23 protein-coding genes are annotated in these 24,025 nt (G+C 60.3%); 16 read left to right on the forward strand and 7 right to left on the reverse strand.

The annotated features are described in order from the left end of the window. Window positions 1–159 precede the first annotated feature (159 nt). The 3 genes from DDD63_RS01490 to DDD63_RS01500 all read left to right on the forward strand — a co-directional run bounded on the left by DDD63_RS01490 (window position 160) and on the right by DDD63_RS01500 (window position 2,977). Window positions 160–537 carry a hypothetical protein gene (locus DDD63_RS01490; RefSeq protein ID WP_108714878.1) on the forward strand — a complete coding sequence of 126 codons (378 nt, stop codon included), beginning with the start codon at window positions 160–162 and terminating at the stop codon, window positions 535–537. Further along, window positions 534–2,147: a hypothetical protein gene (locus DDD63_RS01495; RefSeq protein WP_125482396.1), complete on the forward strand. Its 1,614-nt coding sequence runs from the start codon at window positions 534–536 to the stop codon at window positions 2,145–2,147. The genes DDD63_RS01490 and DDD63_RS01495 overlap by 4 nt, the downstream gene beginning before the upstream one ends. 197 nt (window positions 2,148–2,344) lie before the next feature. Continuing rightward, window positions 2,345–2,977, forward strand: coding sequence for an ATP-binding cassette domain-containing protein (locus tag DDD63_RS01500; protein ID WP_108714880.1), 633 nt, complete (start codon window positions 2,345–2,347; stop codon window positions 2,975–2,977). A 355-nt stretch (window positions 2,978–3,332) separates the two neighbouring features. Here DDD63_RS01500 and DDD63_RS01505 read toward each other — a convergent pair whose 3' ends face one another. After that, window positions 3,333–4,004, reverse strand: coding sequence for a uracil-DNA glycosylase (locus DDD63_RS01505; RefSeq protein WP_108714881.1), 672 nt, complete (start codon window positions 4,002–4,004; stop codon window positions 3,333–3,335). A gap of 253 nt (window positions 4,005–4,257) precedes the next feature. Between DDD63_RS01505 and DDD63_RS01510 the strand changes: the two genes are divergently transcribed. The 8 genes from DDD63_RS01510 (at window position 4,258) to DDD63_RS01545 (ending at window position 12,282) form a co-directional block, all read left to right on the forward strand. Further along, the gene (locus DDD63_RS01510) at window positions 4,258–4,530 is read left to right on the forward strand and encodes a DUF3263 domain-containing protein (protein ID WP_205647282.1); all 273 of its coding nucleotides are present in this window, start codon (window positions 4,258–4,260) and stop codon (window positions 4,528–4,530) included. Between the two features lie 4 nt (window positions 4,531–4,534). Then, the gene (locus DDD63_RS01515; protein ID WP_108714883.1) at window positions 4,535–5,125 is read left to right on the forward strand and encodes a LytR C-terminal domain-containing protein; all 591 of its coding nucleotides are present in this window, start codon (window positions 4,535–4,537) and stop codon (window positions 5,123–5,125) included. Window positions 5,126–5,556: 431 nt separating this feature from the next. Beyond that, complete coding sequence (groL, locus tag DDD63_RS01520) at window positions 5,557–7,188, forward strand: chaperonin GroEL (protein ID WP_108714884.1); 1,632 nt, start codon at window positions 5,557–5,559, stop codon at window positions 7,186–7,188. 662 nt (window positions 7,189–7,850) lie between these two features. Beyond that, on the forward strand, window positions 7,851–9,611 hold the full coding sequence (locus DDD63_RS01525; protein ID WP_164505406.1) for an alpha/beta hydrolase: 1,761 nt from the start codon (window positions 7,851–7,853) through the stop codon (window positions 9,609–9,611). A gap of 1 nt (window position 9,612) precedes the next feature. Then, window positions 9,613–10,293 (forward strand): LppA family lipoprotein, encoded by a 681-nt coding sequence (locus DDD63_RS01530; protein WP_108714886.1) that lies wholly within the window; start codon window positions 9,613–9,615, stop codon window positions 10,291–10,293. 281 nt (window positions 10,294–10,574) lie between these two features. Further along, the gene (locus tag DDD63_RS01535; RefSeq protein ID WP_205647283.1) at window positions 10,575–11,129 is read left to right on the forward strand and encodes an LppA family lipoprotein; all 555 of its coding nucleotides are present in this window, start codon (window positions 10,575–10,577) and stop codon (window positions 11,127–11,129) included. A gap of 281 nt (window positions 11,130–11,410) precedes the next feature. Then, the gene (locus DDD63_RS01540) at window positions 11,411–11,962 is read left to right on the forward strand and encodes an LppA family lipoprotein (protein ID WP_205647284.1); all 552 of its coding nucleotides are present in this window, start codon (window positions 11,411–11,413) and stop codon (window positions 11,960–11,962) included. Beyond that, the gene (locus tag DDD63_RS01545; protein WP_108714889.1) at window positions 11,959–12,282 is read left to right on the forward strand and encodes a hypothetical protein; all 324 of its coding nucleotides are present in this window, start codon (window positions 11,959–11,961) and stop codon (window positions 12,280–12,282) included. Before DDD63_RS01540 ends, DDD63_RS01545 begins: the two co-directional genes overlap by 4 nt. Window positions 12,283–12,528: 246 nt before the next feature. Here the strand turns inward: DDD63_RS01545 and DDD63_RS01550 are convergent, their stop codons facing one another. Further along, window positions 12,529–13,263: a hypothetical protein gene (locus DDD63_RS01550; protein ID WP_108714890.1), complete on the reverse strand. Its 735-nt coding sequence runs from the start codon at window positions 13,261–13,263 to the stop codon at window positions 12,529–12,531. Next, on the reverse strand, window positions 13,187–14,194 hold the full coding sequence (locus tag DDD63_RS01555) for a hypothetical protein (RefSeq protein WP_108714891.1): 1,008 nt from the start codon (window positions 14,192–14,194) through the stop codon (window positions 13,187–13,189). The genes DDD63_RS01550 and DDD63_RS01555 overlap by 77 nt, the downstream gene beginning before the upstream one ends. Before the next feature lie 279 nt (window positions 14,195–14,473). Between DDD63_RS01555 and DDD63_RS01560 the strand changes: the two genes are divergently transcribed. After that, complete coding sequence (locus DDD63_RS01560; RefSeq protein ID WP_108714892.1) at window positions 14,474–15,274, forward strand: SDR family NAD(P)-dependent oxidoreductase; 801 nt, start codon at window positions 14,474–14,476, stop codon at window positions 15,272–15,274. Window positions 15,275–15,276: 2 nt separating this feature from the next. Then, window positions 15,277–16,014, forward strand: a complete 738-nt coding sequence (locus tag DDD63_RS01565; RefSeq protein ID WP_108714893.1) for a lysophospholipid acyltransferase family protein — start codon at window positions 15,277–15,279, stop codon at window positions 16,012–16,014. On the opposite strand, the gene DDD63_RS01570 is transcribed toward DDD63_RS01565, so the two are convergent. The 4 genes from DDD63_RS01570 to DDD63_RS01585 form a co-directional block, all read right to left on the reverse strand. Further along, window positions 16,011–17,609, reverse strand: a complete 1,599-nt coding sequence (locus tag DDD63_RS01570; RefSeq protein ID WP_240611323.1) for a HAMP domain-containing sensor histidine kinase — start codon at window positions 17,607–17,609, stop codon at window positions 16,011–16,013. The two genes, DDD63_RS01565 and DDD63_RS01570, sit on opposite strands and share 4 nt — an antisense overlap. 54 nt (window positions 17,610–17,663) lie before the next feature. After that, complete coding sequence (locus DDD63_RS01575; RefSeq protein WP_108714894.1) at window positions 17,664–18,407, reverse strand: response regulator transcription factor; 744 nt, start codon at window positions 18,405–18,407, stop codon at window positions 17,664–17,666. 118 nt (window positions 18,408–18,525) lie between these two features. Then, window positions 18,526–19,281, reverse strand: a complete 756-nt coding sequence (locus DDD63_RS01580; protein ID WP_108714895.1) for a PspA/IM30 family protein — start codon at window positions 19,279–19,281, stop codon at window positions 18,526–18,528. Window positions 19,282–19,374: 93 nt separating this feature from the next. Continuing rightward, entirely contained in the window at window positions 19,375–21,330 is a 1,956-nt protein-coding gene (locus DDD63_RS01585; protein WP_108714896.1) for a TPM domain-containing protein, read from the reverse strand. Between the two features lie 250 nt (window positions 21,331–21,580). Between DDD63_RS01585 and DDD63_RS01590 the strand changes: the two genes are divergently transcribed. The 3 genes from DDD63_RS01590 to manA are packed head-to-tail and all read left to right on the forward strand — an operon-like array spanning window position 21,581 to window position 23,961. Next, a complete protein-coding gene (locus tag DDD63_RS01590) occupies window positions 21,581–21,955 on the forward strand; it encodes a cold shock domain-containing protein (protein ID WP_108714897.1) in 375 nt (124 codons plus the stop codon). After that, window positions 21,948–22,712 (forward strand): DUF3027 domain-containing protein, encoded by a 765-nt coding sequence (locus tag DDD63_RS01595; RefSeq protein ID WP_108714898.1) that lies wholly within the window; start codon window positions 21,948–21,950, stop codon window positions 22,710–22,712. Before DDD63_RS01590 ends, DDD63_RS01595 begins: the two co-directional genes overlap by 8 nt. Window positions 22,713–22,716: 4 nt before the next feature. Continuing rightward, window positions 22,717–23,961, forward strand: a complete 1,245-nt coding sequence (manA, locus tag DDD63_RS01600) for a mannose-6-phosphate isomerase, class I (RefSeq protein ID WP_108714899.1) — start codon at window positions 22,717–22,719, stop codon at window positions 23,959–23,961. Window positions 23,962–24,025 lie beyond the last annotated feature (64 nt).

Consider the following 24,025-nt stretch of genomic DNA (forward strand, 5'->3'; position numbering starts at 1 on the left):
TCGGGTTTGCTGATTTAAGCCTGCTGGCTGGGTAGGCTGTCGGAAGACAGTCAACCCAGCCAGCAGACCGCGCTACCCAGTGTTTTGCTCCACTGCCTACGCAGTGTTGGTATCCGGTGTCGAGTAGTCGAGTAGTTCTTCACCTCAGAAGGGATCTTCATGATACGGATCGTGGCGCGTATCGTCGCGGCGGCTATGGCGGTATTCATCGCAATTCTCACCGTGGCTATTATGCGTGAGGATTCCTTCTCATATCCCGTCGGTACGAGTCGGTCGTTTACGCTGAACACCGCGAACTCCTCGGTTCCGAAGGCCGAACTGCTTGCGGGCTTGAACGATGTAGCAGATTCCACGGGAGCCACCATCGTTAAGGCGTCCGCCGGTATGGAATCGGATGCGGAACGCCGCGATCTCATCTGGTTTGGAACGCGGAAGCCCGCGAGTGAGACGGAAGTCGACTGGTTCGACCGTACTCTCAGCGGTTCCCTTATCGCCAGCTCTGAACTCGGAGACCGCCCCTCACCGGTCATTACATGATGAGCTCCGAACCGGGAGCGGTGGACAAACTCATGGACTGGGCAGAATCGGCGGGAGTGGAGATCGAGTGGACGGGGCTCCGCTCGCTGCGGGACCTTGTTGAAGCGTATGTGAGTGGAACGGGCGCCGGATTCGCGGTGATGGGCGTTGTAGTCCTCCTAGTGGCGGTCGCGGCAGCATGGTTTGCCGGGCGGATGCGTTCACGCTCCCTTCGGTTGATGAATGGCGTGAGGCCATGGCGCATACACGGCCGCGACATTTGGCTGCTGGTGCGAATAGTGCTCGTATGGTCGCTCCTCGCCTGGGCCTTGAGCTGTGTGGCCGTTGCGGTTGGCTACGGAACCACCAAACTCTCCACCTTTGCCGGTATTTCACTGGCGGCACTCGCCGTTGCAGATGCGCTCGTCATGCTGGTGGCAGGGGCAGTTTCCGTGGCCACCCGTCCACGTGCGGCCACCGTGGCCAACCGTCAGCCTCCCGTTCTTGCCTTCACTCGCTTCAGCCTGGCCACTCGGGCTGTTGCCGTTGTGCTCGCCGTGACGATCGTGCCCTTCGCCTTCGACTATGCGCAGAATGCACGAGATGCGCATACCATGGCGGCACGGTGGGCGCAGGCGGATTCGGCGGTCACAGTCTCGCTGACAGACGCCATCCTGGACCTAGATTATGAGAGGGAACATTTTCAGCGCCTGACGCCTTTCGCTCAGGCGGCGCAAGCGGAGGGAATCGCGGCGCTTTCCTTCTCGCTCGGGGAGCTCACCACGCTCGAGAACATGGAATCCAGCGGATTCGACGACGTCGTGGTCACGGACCGGCGTTTCCTGGAGCTTATGGGCATTGGCGTAGGTGAAACGGGTAGCCGCGGCGAACTGGTGCCAAGCGATAGCGATGCCATTCCACCCGCGTTGCGCGCGGAACTCGAGGCCGGCTTCGAGTTATGGACGGCTGATGGCTCATCGCAGGGCGGGTACTCCTACTTCACCTACGCGGGCGATGAACCCCTACCTGTTATTGGCAAGGTCCTCAGCAATGGAGACAACGTGGTGGTGCGCAACCCGTTGGTGATCGTGGTAGATGAGCCGATGAGCTTCTTCGACAACTCCATGTTGGACGCGTTCATGATCAACGGGCAGATGATCTTCACCGACGCGGATAAACTCCGGCAACTCCTCGCTGAATCGGGGATGGATGTCGATGTTATGTCGGTTGACGGCGCCGTTGAGCAGATCCTCACAACCGCTCAGGAATATGAGCAGCAGGCGCGGCTCGGCATGCTGGCGGCGGCGATGGCACTGCTCGCCATCGCGATTGCGGTGATCCAGGCGGCGCAGACCTGGGCGGGAAGGAACCAGCGCCGCATCTTCGCCCTGCACAGTGCGGGCGATTCATATCTGCGTATCGCGCGCCGCTCCATCGCGGGGGAGACCGTCTTTATCGTCGTCGCCGCCGCAATTGCGGCAGCGGTAGCAGTGGGAGCGCTGGAACTTCCTCCGTCGCAGACACTGCTGGTGATGGCCGTAATCCTTCCGCTGTATATCGCGGGCACGGCGTTCGCGTTCCGAGCGACTGCCGCGCAATCCTTCCGCCGTTCACTGCACCGGCAAACGTGACGTGCTGCGCGGGCGAGCGTAAAGCGCGCATCCGCGAGCGGCCACGGCTCCGCTCCACTGCGGGCGTTACCGCCAGCCCGTCTACCGCCTATCAGCACCACCAACTGACAACTATCCGAAGGCGAGGTGCGGGTCGAGACCCGTCTACTGCCTATCAACATGATTGACTGACAACACCCCGAACGACAGGAAAACACATGACCATAACGGCGTCGAACCTCGGCATGAAAATCGCCGGGCACGAGATTCTCTCCGGCATCAGTCTCACCTGCGAGGCGGGGCAGGTGACAGCGCTAGTGGGCCCGTCCGGCTCGGGGAAGACCACGCTTCTCAACTGCCTCGGACTGCTGCAGCGGCCAAGCGCAGGTACGATCACGATTGATGGGCAGGACTCCACACACTGGGGCGAGCGGCCACGGCTGCGTTTCTGGCAGCGCGAGGCGGCGTTCATCTACCAGGACTACGGTCTGATTGATGAAGAGAACCTTGCCTACAACGTGACCTTGCGGGCATCGGGTATCCTCCGGCCAAAAGCCCGCACGAACTCTCGCCTCACGGACATCCTGCAAACGGTCGGGCTCGCCGGGCGTGAATCCGACCCGGTATCCGTTCTCTCCGGCGGTGAGAAGCAACGGGCGGGTGTGGCACGCGCGCTCTACAAGAAAGCTTCCTATATCTTCGCGGATGAACCGACGGCGTCGCTTGATGCGGACAATCGGAGCAATGTCACCCACTTGCTGACGGATGCGGCCACAGCGGGTGCATGCGTTGTTATCGCTACGCACGACGACGATCTGGCGGCCGCGGCCGATACGGTGTACCAGTTGTAGAGCGATGCTGGCATAACGCGACGATGCCGACATAATGCGACGATGCCGGCGTAACGCAACATAGCGAGTGCACGGTCGGCCGAATGGCCTACGCGTCGTGTTTCAGCTATATGGAAGCAGGCCGCCCCGGCCCCTGAGAGCAGGGCGGAAACTCTGTATCAAGCATGGTGTGCAGCGGGAGCTGCCCCGGCCTCTTGGAGGAGGGGCATTCGTGTTATCGCTATGCAGCACTGCAACTGAGCCACCGACAACGGCTACCAGTGGCGGGGGTATTCGTGTGATCGGTATGGCAGCATTGCACCTTATCGGTATGGCAGGGCAGCACTGCAACCGGTAGCCTTACGTGGCCTACCGCTCAGGGCAGCTGCCAATCCACCGGGCTGGCGCCCTGCTCGACCAGCAGGGCATTGGCGCGCGAGAAAGGCTTGGACCCGAAGAAACCACGCGAAGCGGAGAGCGGGGACGGATGCGGCGAGGTGATGACCGGTGTGCTTCCCAGCAGCGGGCGGAGCTCTTGGGCGGGTCGCCCCCACAGGATCGCCACCAGCGGACGATCCCGCTGGGCGAGGCAGCGGATCGCGTGTTCCGTGACCTTCTCCCAACCTTTCCCACGGTGTGAACCGGGGTTGCCGGGTTGGACGGTCAAAACACGGTTGAGGAGCATGACGCCCTGCTCGCACCACGGGGTGAGATCGCCATTGGATGGCACGGATGTGCCCAGATCGTCGTGCATCTCGGTGAAAATATTAACCAGCGAGCGGGGAATGGGCCGTACAGCCGGGTCGACACAGAAGCTCAATCCCACCGGGTGCCCCGGGGTTGGATACGGATCCTGGCCCACAATTAGTACCTTCACCTGGTCGAGAGGATAGGTGAAAGCGCGCAGCACATTCTTACCGGCAGGCAGGTAGCCGCGTCCTTCTTGCAATTCCGCCCGGAGGAAATTACCCATGTAGTGAATGGTGGATTCCACGGGCGCGAGGGCATTCGCCCAGCCTGGATCGATAATCTCGGAGAGAGGCTGCATGGCTGTAGCATACAGCCGGAGGCTGCGAGACTGTGAGGCAGGAAGTCCGGGAGGTGATGGCGATGCGCGACGTTGCAGGGGCGCCCAGCGGTGCGGGAGACGATGTAGAAGAAGGCGGACCCACATCCGATCCAACGCCGCCCGCCCAACAGTACGAAGGGGAACTGAGCCCCCAGGAACAACGCGAAGGGGAGCTGAGCCCCCAGGAACTGCATGAAGGGGAACTGAGCCCCAGGAACAACAAGTACTGGAAGTGGAGCGTTCCTGGTGGCGGCGGCGCGGCAACAAAGCGGCACTTATCGCACAGACAGGCCTGACCTCCGCGCAGTATTACCTGATTTTGAATCGGGCGTTGGACAAGCCGCAGTCTCTCTTGCAAGAACCGGACTTGGTGCGGCGTTTATTACGCTTGCGTGAACGGCGTGCGCGGGAGCGGCACGGCAATGAGACGCCGCATCTACGCCAAGCGGAAGAACCGCAGTGGCGCCAGGAACAAGCGAAAGAGGGCCAAGACGCGCTAGGCTAGCGCTGTGGCACAGGAATACCCCGAAGACGAATTTGACGCCATCGCGGCCAGGCGTAAGGTCCATGGCACCCATCGCCCGCAACGCTCGAACACACGGTGGTGGATTGCTCTTGTTGCAATTCTGATTGCTGCGCCACTGGCTGGTTGGGGGATTATCCAACTGATTAGTGCGGACAGGCCTGCGCGAGAAGCCACGACCACGGCGACGGCGTCGGACGCAACGGAAACCACGGATGGTGGCGGTACTACCGGAGAAGGCCCAGCAGAGAGCACTGAGCCGGTCGAGACAGGCCCCGAGCTTCCAGCGGTTGATCTTGATTCCAGTGTGCTTGTGCTCAACGGCGCAAGTATTCGCGGATTCGCGGCAAGCAATCAGGAACTCCTCGTCGCGGAGGGCTTTACCGATGTGGAAGTGGATAACTACGACGGTACGACGCCGGAAGTTTCAACCGTCTTCTATGCGGCAGAAAGTGATGAGGGAACGGCAGCCAGTGTCGCAACAACTCTGGGCATACCAGAGGACAACGTGATTCTTGCGCCGAGTGCGACCGGTGACTATCAGATAGTTGTCGTCCTTAGGGCGGATCTGAGTTAGTAGTAGATCCTGGCGCGAGAGCATCGCGGATCTCCTGGTAGCGCCACCGACCCCGGCTTGACAGCGCAACAGACCCTCTTGCATTAGCGCTGCGGGTCTCGCCGTGGCTGACTGATCTGCCGGAACAAGGTCTTCATGGTGCACTAAGTTGAGTCGCAGCTACTCAAGTTTTCGCTGTCCGTGGAATGTAAATATCGCGTTATAGCGGGGATTTTTCCGCCTCAATGACGTTCACGCCACACTGGGTGGATTCGTCTTGCACTCTCGGGCCGAGAGTGCCAAACTCGACTTAGCACTCGAAGAACGAGAGTGACAAAATCTCTCAGTCGATGAGGGGTACGGTATGCCGGGACGTGACCGGCGTGCTCGACCTCGTCCGTCGCGGGCATCGGCTGGTGGATTCCACCATCCCTGTGGGAGGAACTAATCGCATGGCAAAGACCATTGCTTTCAACGAGGAGGCTCGTCGCTCCATGGAGCGCGGGCTGAACCTTCTGGCCGACACCGTGAAGGTGACCCTTGGACCCAAGGGCCGCAACGTTGTGCTCGACAAGAAGTGGGGCGCCCCGACCATTACCAACGACGGCGTTTCCATTGCCAAGGAAATCGATCTTGAGGATCCGTACGAGCGTATCGGCGCCGAGCTGGTGAAGGAAGTCGCCAAGAAGACCGACGACGTCGCCGGTGACGGCACCACCACGGCTACGGTTCTGGCCCAGGCCCTCGTGCACGAAGGACTGCGCAATGTGGCGGCCGGCTCAAACCCGATCGCTCTGAAGAAGGGCATCGATAAGGCTGTTGAGGCCATTACCGAGCGTCTGCTCGCTGATGCTAAGGAAATTGAGACGGAGGAAGAGATCGCTTCCACCGCCGCTATTTCCGCAGGTGACACCGAGATCGGAGCCGCCATCGCCGAGGCAATGTCCAAGGCGGGCAAGGAAGGCGTTATCACCGTCGAGGAGTCCAACACCTTCGGCCTTGAGTTGGAGCTCACAGAGGGCATGTCCTTCGACAAGGGCTTCCTCTCTCCGTATTTCGTGACCGACGCCGAGCGCCAGGAAGCCGTGCTCGAGGATCCATACGTCCTCCTCATGGACTCCAAGATCTCCAACGTCAAGGAACTGCTGCCGCTGCTGGAGAAGGTCATGCAGACCGGCAAGCCGCTTGTCATCATCGCTGAGGACGTCGAGGGCGAGGCTCTGGCCACCCTGGTCGTGAACAAGATTCGCGGCACCTTCAAGTCGGCTGCGGTCAAGGCTCCGGGCTTTGGAGATCGCCGCAAGGAGATGCTGCAGGATATGGCCATCCTGACCGGTGGTCAGGTCATCTCGGAGACCGTTGGACTCAAACTGGAGAACGCCGATCTCGACCTCCTGGGCCAGGCCCGCAAGATCGTGCTGACCAAGGATGAGACGACCATCGTTGATGGCGCTGGTGATGCCGAGCAGATCGCGGGCCGGGTGGCTCAGATCAAGCAGCAGATTGAGAACTCCACCTCTGATTACGACACCGAGAAGCTGCAGGAGCGCTTGGCCAAGTTGGCCGGTGGCGTGGCGGTGATCAAGGCCGGTGCCGCTACCGAGGTCGAGCTCAAGGAACGCAAGCACCGTATTGAGGATGCTGTGCGTAACGCCAAGGCTGCGGTTGAGGAAGGCATTGTTGCCGGTGGCGGCGTCGCGCTGCTGCAGGCTGCCGACGAGGCCTTCGCCGGACTCAACTTTGAGGGTGACGAGGCGACCGGTGCGGCCATTGTGAAAGCGGCAGTTGAGGCTCCGCTCAAGCAGATCGCAGTGAACGCCGGCCTTGAGGGCGGCGTCGTCGTGGAGAAGGTGCGTTCCCTGCCCAAGGGTACTGGCCTGAACGCGGCCACCGGCGAGTACGAGGATCTGTTGGCTGCTGGCGTCATGGACCCGGTCAAGGTGACCCGCTCCGCGCTGCAGAACGCCGCATCCATTGCCGGACTGTTCCTGACCACCGAGAGCGTTGTTGCCGACAAGCCGGAGCCTCCGGCCCCGGCCGCCGGCGGTGGCGATGACATGGGTGGCATGGGCGGCATGTACTGATCCTGCCGTACAACACCTAACGGGTGCCCCGGAAGCATTTGTTCCGGGGCACCCGTGTTTGCTAAGGGGCGAGTGGGTACTCGTTGGTGGCGGTGCAGGGTCGTGGGGCCGCCGCTGCTTTCCGGTACTTGCCTGCGGTGGTGCAGGAGGGTAGGCGCGCGACGGCCCGGGGCGGCAGATGTCCAAATCGCGTCCAAAGGAGAGGTGGCCGGTCTGGTCAGGCCGCTAAATCCGCGGAATTCCGCCAGTCTTTACATGGGATTGATCAAGTCTTCCATCGTTTGGACGGGATTTTGACAAGTATAGGAGTATGACGTTGCTAGCTAGATGCCGGGTCACCTGTTGCAGGACGGGGTGACAGCCAGGGGAGTATCGCTACGCTCTCGGATCCCTACCGCCAGGCCTCTTGTGCGGCGGCCAGGGCACTGCTACGACGGCGAAAGCCGTATAGAGCACTGGTCGAGGCTTGGCCCAATCAGGCGTGAAAGATGGATATGAGTCCACCCCAGCGCCAACGCGCCAACCTATCGCGTCCCGCCCGTTACTTGGTTGCGTCCTTCTTGGGGTGTGTTTCGGCAAAGTGGTGGTGTGTTCTATTTCTCTGGGGTAGGGTGTCGGTTGTCCGTGTTTCTGGTTCGTGTTGTTGTTTGGAGGTTGTGGCCGTGGCATCGTTTTCTGATTTGTTGTTGTGGAAGGGTAGGTTGTTGCGGGAAGCGGCGTCTGAGTTGCATGCGAAGGCGCTTAAGTATGACTACGTGCGTGAGCAGTTGGAGTCGATCAACTCTGATGGTGAGTTGGAGGGTGCGTTCGCGACGGCGGAGATGCACTCGCGTAACGCGCTGGCTGATGATGCTGCCGATATTGTCACCTTGTATGAGAAGGTTGCCAATCGTTTCCGGGATGCTGCCGCGGAGGTGGACCGTATTTGTTCGGATGCGTATGCCCTCAAGGATGAGGCAGTTTCTTATGATGTGACGATCAACGAGGATGGCACTGTATCGGGTATTCCTGTGCGCTGGTGGGATCCGGGGCCGGTGACCTTGGAGAAGATTACCCCTACCGCGCAAGAAGAAATTGGCAGTCAAGTCCACCAGTTGATGCAGCGCGCCGAGCAACTGTTACAAGTCCTCAAGGGAGTCTACGAGGAACTAGCCGGGACAGAGAAGCTTGCCACGGGTGCTCCGGCGTCGATTATTCAGGCCGGAGTTAGCAAACCAGATCCAAGTTGGACTCCGCACGAGGTCAACGATTGGTGGACGGCGCTCACACCGGCCGAGCAACGCGAGATCGGTCTTAATCATCCGGAGTGGATTGGCAACCTGGACGGGATACCACTGGACTGCCGGTCGAAGGCGAATACGATCCGCCTGTGGAGTGATCCTGATTATGAAGCGTTGCGAGCGGTGGTTGATGAACTTGATCTTCGTGATTATGTGGAGGATAACCCGCGTGATCGTGAGCGAGCTATCGAGTTGTGGGAGACGCTGAAGAAGTATGCGCCAGACGGGCATGCGGCGGCTGATAAAGTGTTCACTGTCGAGGCGCTGCGGGCTCATTTCCCGATGGAGAGCCCGCAGGCTTTGTGGGACTCGCCGCCGGGGCAGTACAGTCTGCTGGTCTATGATTTCAACGGCAGCTCGGAGCATATGCGTGGTGCTATCGGTGTGGGCGATATTGATCACGCGGAGAATGTTGTCACCTTCACCCCGGGTATGACCTCCAATGTTCTTGAGAACCTGGCAGGCACTCCAACCTCCTGGGGATACGACGTACAGAACATGAACACCGTACTGCGGGAAGCAAGTGTTCAACTAAGAAGTAATCCCGCTCGTGCGAGCGAAGAAGCGGCTGGTGTGGTGTGGTTGGATTATGAGCCGCCGGATATGAATGAGCTTTTGCCCCTCCCCACCCGTGGGGCCGTGCGCTCGCCTCTTACCACGAATATGGCTGATGATGGCGCGCCGCGGTTGAGTGTCTTCCTGGATGGCCTGGAAGCCACGCATGCTGCGGGTGATTTCAATTTGACGAATATGGGGCATTCGTTTGGTTCTCTGACTGCGGGTCTTGCCGCGCAGGAGACCACCGCTCCGGATAACACCATCTTTATCGGTTCTCCCGGGGTGGGAACCATCTCGAATGCCGAGCTGAATATGATCGGTGGGCATACCTTCGTCGGGGAAGCCGATGGTGATGCGGTTGCCGATCTGGGCTGGTACAGCCTCGACCCGGATCGCGTGCCCGTCTTCGAGAACTTCAGCACCGACGCTACTACCGATGCTGACGGCACCCGCTACGAAGGGTCCGAAGGACACTCAGAGTACCTGACCAAGCCGAAGAACCCGACTATCCGTTCCACTACCTCCGTGCACAATATTGCCAGCATTATTATTGGTGAAGGTATGGCAATCCCCGACAAGGACTGATATGACAACACAGCACCACCACCATATGCGGGCACGCCCGGCCCGCCTCGCCGCCGTCCTCACAAGCCTGTGCTTGCTTGTTACGGCCGGGTGTGCGGACACGCGCAGCAAGTATTTCGGGGAGCCCGTCCAGCAGCAATCCGTCTCCGATATCCCTATCTCCCAGGCCCGCGCCGAAACCCTCACCCTCCTCATCAACATCTACGACATGCTCTCCGACAAATACGACGTCGGAGAATGGCCGGCCTTTACCACCACGGACCAGGCTGCTCTCACTGCCGGACTGCAATGCCCAGACGGCTACACCTCAGAGACATACCATCTAGCCTCGTCCACTCGTCCATTGACCGAGGAGAACTGGGACCAAGCCCTCCAAGACGTCTACGAGCTAGCAAAACCCTACGGTTTTACCTCCCCAGAACCCTACGTTCATAGCAAAGGCAACGCCGCTATCCTCGTCAACCCCGACAATGGTGCTGCCATCATACTGTCGTACGTGGGGATCACCGCAGTCACCATTGATACTGGCTGTGCACGCGGTGTTGGGTTTGATGACTGGCCCGATGGCACCGAGCCCATCCCGGAATACCTACGCGGCTCCGGCCGCGGCAGGTGGGCCACCATCGAACCCGAAGAATGGCCCACCACCACACCTGACCCCAGCACTGGGGCAACACCATGAACAACACCCCACGTGCCGCACGGGCACTCCACCAGTCAGCGCAGCGCCACCGATCTCCCACCAGAGCACACCACAGCCACTGGCACCACGACCGGTGGAACCACCACCCTCATCAGGAACACACGTATTCCGACCGGAAACGCTGCGGCACCACGCCATCCCCACATTCAGAGTGCGGCCGGTCGCCTCGAGCGCGGGTGCTTGGCGTCGTGCTTGCCGTAACGTGCCTGGTCGTGGCTACGGGGTGTGCGGACACGCGCAGCAAGTATTTCGGGGAGCCTGTGCAGCAGCAATCCGTCTCCGAAATCCCTATCTCCCAGGCCCGCGCCGAAACCCTCACTTTGCTTATCTCCATCTACAACATGCTCTCCAACAAATACGACGTCGGAGAATGGACACCCCGCACCACCGCCGACCAAGTAAGTCTGACTGCCGGACTGCAGTGCCCAGACGGCTACACCTCTGAAAATTACTCATTGGCGTCGTCGGCTCGTCCGTTGACCGAGGAGAACTGGGACCAAGCCCTCCAAGACGTCTACGAGCTAGCGAAACCCTACGGCTTTCAAGCACCACAACCCTATCTCCATCCCAAAGGCAATGCCGCCACTCTCTTCAACCCCGACAACGGAGCAACACTCTACATAGGGTATGCCGGTTTAACGTCTATTGATATCGACACTGGCTGCGCGCAAGGTGTTGGGTTTGATGACTGGCCCGAGGGTACCGAGCCCATCCCGGAATACCTGCGCGGTTCCGGCCGCGGCAGGTGGGCCACCATCGAACCCGAAGAATGGCCCACCACCACACCCGACCCCAGTACTGGGGCAACACCATGAACAACACCCCACGTGCCGCACGGGCACTCCACCAGTCAGCGCAGCGCCACCGATCTCCCTCCAGAGCACACCACAGCCGCTGGCACCACGACCGGTGGAACCACCACCCTCATCAGGAACACACGTATTCCGACCGGAAACGCTGCGGCACCCCGCAATCCCCACATTCAGAGTGCGGCCGGTCGCCTCGAGCGCGGGTGCTTGGCGTCGTGCTTGCCGTAACGTGCCTGGTCGTGGCTACGGGGTGTGCGGACACGCGCAGCAAGTATTTCGGTGAGCCTGTGCAGCAGCAATCCGTCTCCGATATCCCTATCGCGCAGGCCCGCGCCGAAACCCTCACCCTCCTCATCAGCATCTACGACATGCTCTCCGACAAATACGACGTCGGAGAATGGTCGGCCTTTACCACCACGGACCAAGTAAGTCTGACTGCCGGACTGCAATGCCCAGACGGCTACACCTCTGAGAGTTACTCATTGGCGTCGTCGGTTCGTCCATTAACCGAGGAGAACTGGGACCAAGCCCTCCAAGACGTCTACGAGTTAGCGAAACCCTACGGCTTTACTGCCCCACAACCCTACATACAGCGTGAGGGACAAGCCGCCATCCTCGTCAATCCCAGCAACGGAGCAACACTCGACATCGGGTATATCGGCTTGACTTCCTTGCTAATTGATACCGGTTGTGCGCAGGGTGTGGGGTTTGATGACTGGCCCGAGGGTACCGAGCCCATCCCGGAATACCTACGCGGTTCCGGCCGCGGCACCTGGGCCACCATCGAACCCGAAGAATGGCCCACCACAACACCTGTAACTGAGGAGACAACACCATGAACAAGAAGGCTTACATCAACCTGAACGTTCTGGCCTCGCTGGTACGAAATACGGAAGACCTCGGCAACATCATCGATGGGACCGGCAATGGCGATGCCATCCGGGCATCCAATGACGGCATCATCAACGGCCACCTCGGTGCCAGTGCCGAAACCGCCGCCAAGGCGATCGAAACCTCCCGCACCACATTCGTACAACGCCTCAACCAGCACGCCGAAGCAACCAAAGCCGGATACGAAGACTTCCAAGCACAAGAAGAAAAGGTCACAGCCTCATTCAATAGCCTCTCCCTACCACCCCACACCGCCGGACCCCTCTGAATCGTCCTTTGAGAGTATGTCGGAACTGTTCTGCTGCAGCGGGCGTCGATCAACTTGATGGTGTTGGTGGTTTAGATGGTGTCACTGTGTCGCGCCCGCCGGATCGCGGGACGGGCACAATGCTTGGCATAGCAACTGTGCGCCAGGGCTGGACGGGGTCGTCCTTGGGGAGTGCGCCCGCGCATTTGTTGCCAGGCCGATGACGTGTCGCCATGTCTCGAGCACCTAAAACAGGATCCTGCACGCCTAAATCTGTGGTTCGCGCTCGATGCCGTGTTCGGGACAATCGGGAAGATCGCAGGGGAGGGTGGCGTCGTCCTCGAGAAGGCCGCGTAGTTCAGTTTCTTCATGAGGCGTCGACGGTTCGCGCCGCACAGAAGCATCACCTGGTGTAGTTGGATCCTGCCGCACTGCGGGCTCGCTTGAGACAGATGACTCTCGTGGCGTCTCTTCGTCAACCCATTCCGGGGTCGAGGCTGCGATATGGGGCTCGGTGACGCCGTCACCAGGTGTTTCCACAGCCGGGGATACCGAGGTCTCCGCGTGCTTGCGTGCCTCCTTCGCCTCTTCGGCTTCACGATGGCGTTCTTCGATACGCTGACGCAACTGAGCGGAAATCATCTCGCGGCGCTTCCGCTTCCGCTCTTCTGCCATCATATTTCCATTCAAAGGCCGTTCCTTGGCATCCTCGATACAGTCGCAACATGACTCCAGGCTGGAGACGGGCTCCTCCGCACTTGCCGGCGTGAATATCGCGGAGTCTGTACCCATGCGTTGTGCGCGCCGTGCCTGCTCAGCCTGTTCCGCCTCATCCTCTGCTGCTGAAGCGCGGAAGAGGGAATCCAATGCCTGCTTACCGGGCTTGGTGCCGCCAACGCCGTTGCCCTTCGGGGAACCGGAGGCCCTACCCGGACCGGCCGATTCGTCGTTCTGTGTACCGTTCGACTCGCTCGGATTCGCGTTGTTCCCCGTGGAGTCCACATGGTTCCCGAAGGTGGCGAACTCGGGGATGAGTGCAAAGCCGTGGCCGTGTTGGCCTGAAAATCGGTGGCGTACTCCTGCACCCTGGGGCATGTTGCAGCGTGGTAGCAGCGGGTCCGCTAGTAGCAGGTTCCGGTGAAGGTGCGGAATTGGCCGTTGTGGTGCTCTGTATGCGTGATGCTGCCTCGGCGGACCCCATTGCTTCTTCCGCCGCATCGAGCCGACGAATGCGCTTGTTGAGCCGCTCCAGTTCCGCCTCCAAGTTCTGGCGGGCACTGTCCTCCCATTCGCGGGCCAGTGGTGTAACAAAGAGCCGACGTCGCTGCAGCAGACGTGTCACGATGCTCCGGCGTGCGGTGAAGAAATCGATATCCGGAATATGTGCATACTCGGCGCGGATGAGTTCGACATACTTGCGATAGCGCTGCGGCTCGGCAGCAAGTGGTGTCAGGTGTACATCCCGCAGCGCCGCCTCATCCAGGTCGATTGCCTCGGGTTGCGCCGTAGACGTAGTGGTGCGCTCCCATTCGCGCACGCCCATGGCGTGAATCAAAGCGGCCACACGCCGGGCAGAGTCGTCGTCGATCCCGAGCTCACACAGTTCCTTTTGCGCGACGACGGCGGAAGAGTGCTCGTCCTCGCCGCCGTTGCGGACGTATGTCTCCTTCTCCGCCGTTGAGAAGACAATGCCGTGATACCAGGCCGCGAGGCGAACCAATTCGGGACTATGAGTTTCTGGGAGGAGTTTCTCTAGGTGCGAGAGAATGTCAACAAGATGCGTAAGTCCATGGTAGAGACGGTCCGGCGAAGACCACCGCTCTACCAACGATGCGCATGCGGCAACGAGTTGCTCTTTCGGGAGAGTGGAACCCGCTGCCTGGAGAGAGCGCACATAAGCCTGTGTCAGCCACTGTGGCACCTCAGTATGCATAGGACCTCCTAGGGACGCACGCGATTCTAGTACTGTCTACGGTCCAATGTGCGAATCGATCACTATCCATTGTGACTAGTTACACCGAATGATCGCTAGTCGGCTGCCGGTCGCTCCGATCGATGCCCGATTTGACCCGTAGTTCAGTGACTTCACCCACTAGTGAACGCGGCTTCCGTCGGCGCCATTCCCGCGGGGGAATGTGCATCGTCCGGCACACCTCGGGGCAATTCGTGGCGAAGTCGGCAAGATTGCCATGAAGTGAACTAACGTAGTGCTGTGGGATTCACTCAGAGCACAGACTCGCCGCTTCATGGACGCGCGCTCATCACCGGTGGAACATCCGGCATTGGATTGTCGTTCGCGCATGGTCTGGCGGCACGTGGCTGCACTCTCACGCTGGTGGCGCGCGACGAAGAACGACTACGGCGTACATGCGCTCAATTGGAGCGTCGCGCGCATGTTGCATGTGATTACCTTGTGGCGGATCTCGGGCAGCCAGAAGAGGTGCAGCGCGTCGCTGCGCTCCTTGCGAGTGCGGACAATCCCATCGAGGTCTTCGTCAACAACGCCGGCCACGGACTACACCACAAACTTGCTACGGCTGATACGGTCCCTTTAGCAGAGGCGATTGATGTCATGGCATCGGCCGTTGTAGAACTTGGCGCGGTCGCCGGAGCTGCCATGAAGGGCCGTGGCCATGGTGTGATCATCAACACTGCGTCCGTATCCGGTTTGGTGCCCATGGGTCTGTATTCGGCCATCAAATCACTAGTGCGTACTTGGTCCGAGTCATTAGCCATTGAGCTTGCGCCCACTGGCGTGCAGGTTATGACATTCATGCCCGGTTGGGTACGAACGGAACTGCATCAGCGCTCTGGAATCACGACGTCGAATATTCCCGGGTTCTTCTGGCTCGACGCCGACCGTGTTGTGCGGGAGTGTTTGCGTGACGTTGAAGCGGGGAGGACGCATTCGACTCCCTCCAAGCGGTTCAAAGTGATCGCCGCACTTGCCGCCCATGCGCCGCGGCGTGCGGTAACTGCGGTGACCGCCAGAATCAACCGGGGACGGGACTGAGTATGGCCGAGCCTCTTGAGCCAATTGACCGTTATCTTGACGAGGGGAGAATGCGACGACGTCGGCGCGTGCGCAAGTTGGTGACACGGCCGGTCATCTCCACCGTCGTTCGCCCCACTGTGTTGGGCGAGGAGAATATCGAAGGTCTGAAGGGCGCCTTTATTCTGGTACCCAACCACTCATCTCACCTGGATGCACCGATGGTGTTTTCCCTATTGCCCGACTCCTTGACGGAGCGCCTGGCGACCGGTGCGGCCGCGGATTATTTCTACCGTCGCAAGGGAATCTCTGCACTCACATCCCTTTTCTTCAACAGCTATCCGATTGAGCGCGCCGGGCATCGCCGGGGCAAGGAACGCGGTCAGGCCGCAGGAATGACGGGCCGCCTGCTGCGGGCCGGAGTGCCTATCCTGGTCTTCCCGGAGGGATCACGTTCCCGCAATGGAGAGATTGGGGCATTCAAGCCGGGTGCGGCCGCGCTGTCATTGAAGGTGGGTGTGCCAATCGTTCCGATTGCCATGGCCGGCGGCCACGAGGCAATGCCCGTCGGATCGGTTTTTCCGAAGGTTGGCAGCGAGGTTTTTCTCTTCATTGGCGCCCCGATGTACGGCAAAGAGGGCGAATCTGCGGAGGAATTCATGGCACGTGTGGTTCAAGCCATCACGCTCATGTTGGAGCAGCGCAGTGCTCATCCCATTGACGACGACGGTACGTCGCCATTCACGGGAGAGATCCTCTAACCTGCAGCGGCCATCTGGCTGGAACCGCGCCCGCCATTCTGCTTCTGAGCACGGCGACCGCCGGCACTAGAACGCTCGCGACCGCCTGCGGAGCGTCCCGCCTTGTTACTATGTGTTTGCTGCTCACCCGAAGCGTGGGCTGTTGCTTCCGCCGGGTGCTTCTCCTGAACCGGGAAGGAAAGACGGACGGTCAGGCCCCCACCGGCGGTCTCAGCCAGGCGAGCCGTGCCGCCATGGGCAGCCATAATGGCGGCGACAATCGCCAAACCGAGACCGGAGCCACCCGAGGCACGGGAACGTGAGTAGTCGGTGCGATAGAATCGCTCAAACAGGTGAGCGGCATCCTCGGGCCTGACGCCGGGCCCATGGTCACGGACCTCAACAACCGCCTCGGATGGGGTGGGTTTCCCAACGGCGACCTCGACCGATGAACCGGCGGGCGTGTGTGTGAGCACGTTGGAAAGCAGGTTCGTGACTACCTGAGTTATCTTGTCTTCGTCGGCCGTCACCGTGATGTCTGCGGGCTCGGCTCCGTCAAGGCCTATCACGGAGGCCGGACGGGAGGAATCGCGTACTCGCAGGTCTTCCACTGCGTTACGGCACACACGGGTGATGTCCACCGAACTCCATACCAACGGGCGTCCCTCATCGAGTCGCGCAAGCTGTAAGAGATCCTCTACCAGACCGCTCATCCTGTGAGCTTCAGACTCAATCCGATCCATGGTCTGCGGGATTTTATCGGCTGGAACCCCGCCGAGGCGATAGAGCTCGGCGTAGCCACGAACTGTTGCCAATGGTGTCCGCAACTCGTGGGAGGCATCGGAAACGAATTGGCGCATCTTCGCCTCAGAGCGCGCTTTCACGGCGAACGCGTGTTCAATCTGGGCCAACATGGCATTGATCGAGGCGGCGAGCATTCCGACCTCGGATCCCTCACGCCCCTCCGGAACGCGGCGGGAGAGATCGCCGGCGGCGATGGCATGCGTGGAATGCTCGATGTCGCGCAACGGTTTGAATGATCTGCGAACAAATGCCCAGGTCAACAGTGCGCCTAGCGTCACAACACCCAGGGCGACTTGTAACAGGATCAGAGCAACCTGCATCACCGTGTTATGGATCGGTGCCAGTGGACGGGCGATAAGAATCTTTCCGATCGTGTTCGGCCCATTGGTCACTGGCAAGATCACGACCCGCCACTGGGAACGGGCCTGCGTGCCTTCCACTGTGAACACTTGCGACGAGCCATCCCATCTTTCTAGGAGATCCTCTGTGGCGGCTGGTATTCCGTACCGTTGCGCAACGATCGTGTTCACGCGAGTGAACAACTGCGTACTGCCGCGGGAGTCGGTGCTAACACTGGCGCTGAGGTAGTAATCCGAGAGCAAAGAGGGATCAGGTGTGTCGTTGATATCCGAGGCGAGGGTGTTGAGAGCATTTCCCGCCACAACGGTTCCCGACGACTTGAGCTCGTCGTCAAGATTGCTGACAAGGTGACGCTGCAGTAGCGAGAGTGTCACCGTGGCGATCACGACGATCACCACCACCATGAGCAGAACAAAGGTGATAAGCAGTCGAAAGGAAAGAGTGCGCGTCACCCGCGGTTGATCTGGGCGCGGGTGACGCTTGGTTAGAATTCGGGCCACGCGATCCTACTTGGATGTACGCAGAACGTAGCCAATGCCTCGCTTCGTATGAATAAGCGGAACGATAGCGGCGGCTTCCTCCGGATCGGTGATTCCAAGAGCCTCGGGAGAGTCGATTTTCCGGCGTAAGTACGAGATATACGACTCGATGATGGAGATCTCACCCTCCCAGTCGTAATCCCACACATGGTCTAGAATCTGCATCTTTGATACAACGCGTTCGGCGTTGATCATCAGGTAACGCAGGAGTTTGAATTCGGTTGGAGACAGCTCGATCTCCCGTCCAGCGCGCCGCACATCATAGGAGTCCTCATTAAGTTCAAGGTCCGCGTAGCGCAGAATCGCATTATCGTCCTCTGCGGGGCGAGTGCGGCGCAAAACGGCGCGGATGCGTGCCACGACTTCCTCCAGGGAGAAGGGCTTCGTAATGTAGTCGTCGCCGCCAACCGTCAGGCCCTGGACTTTGTCTTTAATGTCGTCACGCGCGGTGAGGAAAAGGACGGGAAGTTGTGGGTCGCGCTCCCGCAGGCGATGCAGGACGCTGAATCCGTCCATGTCCGGCAACATAATGTCGAGGACGACAAGATCGAGGCGTGCACCGGACTGGTGATCGAGTGCCTCATGACCATCGGCGGCGGTGAGCACTTCGAAGCCTGCAAAACGAAGCGAAGCTGATAGCAGTTCGCGGATCGAAGGCTCATCGTCGACGACGAGAATCGTTGCTTCAGGTTCTTGCTGCGAAGTGGTCATGTGTCAAGTAAACGCGAGAATACTGTGAAGAAACTGGGAATACCGTGCTGTGCGAGAGTGGCTCAGACCACTCTCGCACAGCTGATGCTTGAAATGACTCGCCCGTTGGGCGCCGCTATCAGTATGCGGTGAAGTCCTTGCCCTCAATCTGTGCGGGGGCCTCACCGTTCTTCAGTGCGGCAAGGCGGGCCTCAATCTCGATGTCGTTCGTGTGGTCCTCTAGGGCAGCGAACTGCTCGTCAAGGCTTGCCGCAGCGACTTCCGCCTTCCCTTGTGCGAGAGCCTCCTGGCGACGCACCTGATCCTCGTAACGGCCGAGCTCGCTGGTCGGATCAAGAACATTGATCGAGGAGATGGCATCCTGGACCCGATTCTGTGCCTCGGCAGACTTCTGGCGGGCAACGAGCTGATCGCGCTTCGTCTTGAGCTGATCCAGCTTGCTGCGCATCTGGGTGAGGCCGTCCTTCAGCTTCGCAACCACTTCTTGCTGCGACTGGATAACCGGCTCGGCGGCTTTCGCCTCGTTCTCGAAGTCGATCTGCTTGCCAAGCGCAACCTTGGCAAGGTTGTCGAACTTCGTCGCGTCAGCTTCCTTTCCGGCTGCGCGCATCTCATCAGCCTTGCGGGAGGCAGCCAAAGCCTTCTGACCCCATTCACGGGCTGTTTTGATGTCCTCGTTGTAATCGGCTTCGGCCAGTCGCAGGTTGCCTACGGTGACGGCGACGGCGTCCTCCGCTTCCGCGATGGAATTCGTGTAGTCGCGAACCATCTGGTCCAGCATCTTCTGCGGGTCCTCCGCCCGATCCAGAAGGGCGTTGATGTTGGCCTTTGCCAGTTGGGAGATCCGTCCGAGGATTGTCTGCTTCTCCGCCATGAAATTACCTTTCGATAAGTGGCACATGCGTGCCGTTAGATGAAATTGTACTGATGGAACGGCTGCGGGTGTTTGGCATAGGGTTGCTTCGAACTAGAAGCGTCCGCCGCCGGAACGCCCCCCGAAGGAACCACCTCCAGAGAGGCCTCCGAAGGAGCCACCACCCGAGTGCCCGCCGCCGAAGCTTCCGAAGCCGTGTCCACCACCGCGGTAACCACCCCCGCCGTAGCCGCCACCGCCCCCCAAGCCGGAGAGAATGGCTCCCAGGACCATGCCACCAATAATCGCCCCCGTATCGGAACCGCTATCGCGGCGCTCTTGCTCGCGTGCGCGCACGGCTTGGCTAATGTTTCGACGGGCGGTTACCAGTGCATGAGATGCACGACTGAGCGCCTGTGCATACAACTGCTCTTGTTGTGACTCATCCTTGGCCTCCTCGGCCTGTTGGAGTAGTCTCTTCGCGGCCTGGAGCTCCGAGCGCGCCTCGGTGCCGACGTAGTAGCGATACTGGCTGATGTGCCGTTCGGTCTCGGTGATCTTCCGCCTGGTCTCTGCCCGGTTGCGTGCCATCACCGTTTGTGCCTTACGCCGAGCCTCCTCTGCTCCGCGTACGCCGACTAATGCGGCATCCAGAGCGTTCTCAGCACTTGTCAGCCGTTCGATGGCTTCGAAGGGATCAACAGAAGGGGTGGAGGCGTATGCCAAGGCGGCTTCCGCCGCTCGGCGCCGATCAGCAATGATTGCGTCGTTGCCGCCGAGACGATTCGCATCGCTCACGTCTTGGCTGATCGACTCGATACCGGCACGCATGCGCCGATCCGCCTGCGCGTAGGTTTCCGGTGCGTTTACCAGTTGCGCCGCGACTTGCCGCGCCTGCTGCAACCCTTCTTCCGCAATTCGAACGAAGGAAACGGCGCGCTTGGAGTCATTTTCCGCGACGGCGTCGCGGCCCTCAGCAATGGTCTGCGCTGTGGAGTCGAGCAAGGTGAGAACCTGGCTCGGGAGTGACTGCAGCGTGGCAAGGGCATCGGCCGAATACCGCGTGCCCAACACGCGGAGTTGTTCCTGCCCCACTTTCAACTGTTCTCGGATCTCCGCCGACCGAGTCTCCAACTCATCAAAATGCGCGGACGCATTGGATGCGAGATCGCGCAGTGCCTGGAAGCTCTCCTGCTGCCCCGTCACCGTTTCCTGCGCTCTTTTTGCCAACTTAATGATCTGCCTGTTCATACGGTGAGCTTGGGTGGGCGTCTCGGGAATACTGTCTTCGAGTTTCGTGCGGATCTCGAAGGCTTGAGCAATGTCGTGCTGTGCCGACGCGAGTATCTGTTCAAAGGTGGATGTCGCCTCGATGCCGAATTCTGCCTTGGCGAATTCAAGCTCATTAACAGCTGCGCGCACATTCTCGTCGGTGGCAAGCAACATCTGTGAGGCCTGCACGCGCAGGTTCTCCAGGCTCTGGGTCTGTGCGGCCAGTTCTCTGCGCTTGCGTTGGCGGTGCAGCAACGCCAAGGCCAAGCCGATGATCGCGAGTACGGCAATCGCAACAACCAGAGGCGTGAAGTTTGTCTTAGTGCTTGACACAAGATTGTCTGCCAAGGTGGCAAGTCCACCCTCCCAGTTGCCGTCGGCCCACTGGGATGTCACATCGGAGTTGATCGCGTTCTCGAACTTTGTCCAATCGAAGCTGCTGTTTCCCACCCACAAGGAATACTCCGAGTCGGCAACGGCGATTGCCAGTAACGACGAGTTGCTTGGCAGTTGCGAGCGATACTCGGCCGCCTGCTCGGCCCACCCGGATGAATCGGCACCGTCGAAACTGTCGACGAACACAACATACAGCGGCTTGCCCGTCTCACTCTCAAGATGTTGGAGAGTACTGCGAACCGCAGAGTCATCGACAACGTTCGCGCGGTCCGTGACCAGCGAGGACACGGCGAAAGGGTCATCGGCCCGGGCCGTCGTCGCAAAAAAGGAGACGGACACGGTCAAAACAAGCGTTAGGAAGAGCGCGCCGAGCGCGGCGGCTCCTTTGCGGAAGGTGCTCACAGAAGAATCATCCCCTGTCGGTATCGAGTTGCGCTAGGAGCGGGTGTGGGGACTACTACCCAGAAGGTAACGCTACCAAGAACTGCCGGGAAAATGCAGGGGAAATTGAGAACGTCGCACTGGATGTGCCGGGTCGTCGTTACTGGTGGTGGCATCGGCGTGGCCCATAAGCCGGTAGAATATATCGCAGCTATACACTTTTGTACCGCAGCTGTCTACTGTGCGGTCTTCCAGTGAAAGAGAGTCTTCCGTGCCAACGGGTAAGGTCAAGTTCTTCGACGAAAAGAAGGGCTTCGGGTTCATCGCCGGTGATGACGGCACCGAAGTCTATCTGCCTGCATCCGCCGTGCCTATCGGCGCCAAACTTCGTACCGGTACTCGGGTGGAATACGGAGTTGCCGAGACTCGACGTGGTCCGCAGGCCCTCTCGGTTTCGGTGCAGCAGAAATTGGAATCACTAGCGCGTAAGAATCGGCGCACCCCTGAGCAGATGGTGCCGATTATCGAGGATCTGATTAAGATTCTCGACTCGGCCTCAACCCAGCTGCGCCGGGGGCGTTATCCCGATGGCGGGCATCGAATCGCCGCCGCACTGCGAACCTTAGCGGATGATTTCGATGCCTGAGGCGCGTATCAGGCCAGGCCGCTCTGCCGGAAAAGAGAAGATTCTGTTGCGTGCCGTCGATAAGGCGCGCGAGGCCCTGCATGAGCTGACCCGCCCAGAGATGATCGGCGAACATGCTGGCGTCGTCGTCGAGGGTGATCGGGTTCTCACGCATGCGTTCCACTGCCTGTTGCCCGGCTACGGCGGATGGTATTGGACGGTCACCGTGGCACGGATTCCGCGTTCCTCACGCGTGACCATTGACGAGTTGGCGCTGCGTCCGGGTGAAGATGCCCTGCTGGCACAGGAATGGGTGCCGTGGGAGGATCGCTTGCTTCCCTCGGACGTCCAACCCACAGATCGCCTCCCCTACCGCCCCGACGATCCTCGTTTGGACCAGGGATATGCGGCAACGGGCGAGGACGCTGACCAACTGGCGGATTACGAACTCGGCTTGGGTCGGGCACGCGTACTTTCCAGCCGGGGCCGCGATTCTGCCTTTCAGCGGTGGTATGCGGGCGACCACGGCCCGAACTCTGCCGGGACGAAGGCTGCCAAGGCTGCCTGTTCCACCTGCGGATTCCTTCTGCCGATGGCGGGGTCTGCTCGCACGCTCTTCGGTGTATGCGCCAATGAGTGGTCGGCATACGACGGCTCGGTAGTTTCCATGGATCATGGCTGTGGTTCGCATTCGGAGACGGATGTGGGCAAACAGAAGAACATGTGGGATCCTTCCGACCCTGTTGTCAACGAGGCGGATATGGAGATCCTTCCGTAGAGTCATGAGGCGATTACAGGGCCGAGTACGTCCGTATGCGTGGGGTTCGCACGATGCCATCCCCGGCTTGTTCGGTTATCCGCCTGCTCCTGAACCGGTAGCCGAGGTCTGGCTGGGAGCGCATCCGGACGATCCGGCAATGGTGGGTTGTGCGGAACACGCCCCGTTATTCGATCTCAGCCAGGTCTATCCGCAGGAGTACCCGGCCGAATTGAATACGGCTGAGCAGTCTCTGGCCGACTACATTGCGGCGGATCCATGCGCGACGCTGGGCCTCTCGGTGGCCGAGGTATCGGAGGGCCTGCCGTATCTCCTGAAGCTCATCGCACCGGCGGAACCGCTTTCCCTGCAGGTTCATCCGTCGCGGGAGCAGGCGCGGGCAGGTTTTGCGGCGGAGGAGAGCGCGGGCATTCCCCGCCGGGCACCGGAACGCAACTATAAGGACACGAACCATAAGCCGGAGTTGACCTACGCGCTGACCCGCTTCGACGCCTTGTCCGGTTTTCGAGCGCCACGGCGTATCGGCACGGTGATCCGCGCTCTGGATACCCCGCTGAGTAATCGGCTGCTGCAGATTATTCACGACGCCGGTGTGCGCGCAGCCTTCACCTTCCTGCTTTCGCAGGAGACACGCCCGAGGCCGGACGAGGTGGACGATGTGGCCGCCGCCTGTGCGCGGCGTGCCACAGAGGATTCGCCCTCGCCGCGCGCGGATGCTATCGTCACACGACTGGCGCAGAGATATCCGGGCGATCCGGGGGTGGTGGCTTCGCTGCTGCTCAATCCGGTGACGCTGCGCCCCGGAGAAGCCTTGTTCATCCCGAACGGCACCGTTCACGCCTATCTGTCCGGGCTGGCGGTGGAGATCATGGCGACGTCGGACAACGTGCTGCGTGCCGGTCTGACCCATAAGCATGTCGATGCGGCCGAGTTGCTGCGGGTGGTCGACGCCGTCGCCGCCCCGCCGATCCGTATCGCTCCAGAGCGCGTATCGCGAATCATGTCAACCTTCTACGCGCCGGTGGAGGATTTTCAACTCTCCGCCATTCACCTGCGTGACGCCAATGCGCGCGAACCGATTCGCGGCGAGGGGCCGCGTACCGTGATCTGCCTGGAAGGTGCGGCGCAGCTTGAAGCAGGTGGGCAGCGCGCCGATCTGAACGCCGGGCAGGCCATGTTCATCCCGGCCGACGACGGAGAGCTGACCATGCGCGGTTTCGGAAATCTGGTGCTCGCCGACGTGCCGTAGAAGGCGCCGCTAGGCGATGTGTCCGGGCTGTGAGCAGTGCTTGCTCGCGGGTTGGACGACGGGA

Source organism: Actinobaculum sp. 313 (assembly GCF_003073475.1).
Taxonomy (GTDB): domain Bacteria; phylum Actinomycetota; class Actinomycetes; order Actinomycetales; family Actinomycetaceae; genus Asp313.

What these genes read in the sequence shown, in the direction of transcription:
- DDD63_RS01580 (WP_108714895.1), bottom strand. Translation starts at nt 19,281, where the DNA reads ATGGCGGAGAAGCAGACAATCCTCGGACGGATCTCCCAACTGGCAAAG.
- DDD63_RS01500 (WP_108714880.1), top strand. Translation starts at nt 2,345, where the DNA reads ATGACCATAACGGCGTCGAACCTCGGCATGAAAATCGCCGGGCACGAG.
- DDD63_RS01505 (WP_108714881.1), bottom strand. Translation starts at nt 4,004, where the DNA reads ATGCAGCCTCTCTCCGAGATTATCGATCCAGGCTGGGCGAATGCCCTC.
- DDD63_RS01565 (WP_108714893.1), top strand. Translation starts at nt 15,277, where the DNA reads ATGGCCGAGCCTCTTGAGCCAATTGACCGTTATCTTGACGAGGGGAGA.
- DDD63_RS01530 (WP_108714886.1), top strand. Translation starts at nt 9,613, where the DNA reads ATGACAACACAGCACCACCACCATATGCGGGCACGCCCGGCCCGCCTC.
- DDD63_RS01495 (WP_125482396.1), top strand. Translation starts at nt 534, where the DNA reads ATGATGAGCTCCGAACCGGGAGCGGTGGACAAACTCATGGACTGGGCA.
- manA (WP_108714899.1), top strand. Translation starts at nt 22,717, where the DNA reads ATGAGGCGATTACAGGGCCGAGTACGTCCGTATGCGTGGGGTTCGCAC.
- DDD63_RS01545 (WP_108714889.1), top strand. Translation starts at nt 11,959, where the DNA reads ATGAACAAGAAGGCTTACATCAACCTGAACGTTCTGGCCTCGCTGGTA.
- DDD63_RS01490 (WP_108714878.1), top strand. Translation starts at nt 160, where the DNA reads ATGATACGGATCGTGGCGCGTATCGTCGCGGCGGCTATGGCGGTATTC.
- DDD63_RS01575 (WP_108714894.1), bottom strand. Translation starts at nt 18,407, where the DNA reads ATGACCACTTCGCAGCAAGAACCTGAAGCAACGATTCTCGTCGTCGAC.
- groL (WP_108714884.1), top strand. Translation starts at nt 5,557, where the DNA reads ATGGCAAAGACCATTGCTTTCAACGAGGAGGCTCGTCGCTCCATGGAG.
- DDD63_RS01595 (WP_108714898.1), top strand. Translation starts at nt 21,948, where the DNA reads ATGCCTGAGGCGCGTATCAGGCCAGGCCGCTCTGCCGGAAAAGAGAAG.
- DDD63_RS01555 (WP_108714891.1), bottom strand. Translation starts at nt 14,194, where the DNA reads ATGCATACTGAGGTGCCACAGTGGCTGACACAGGCTTATGTGCGCTCT.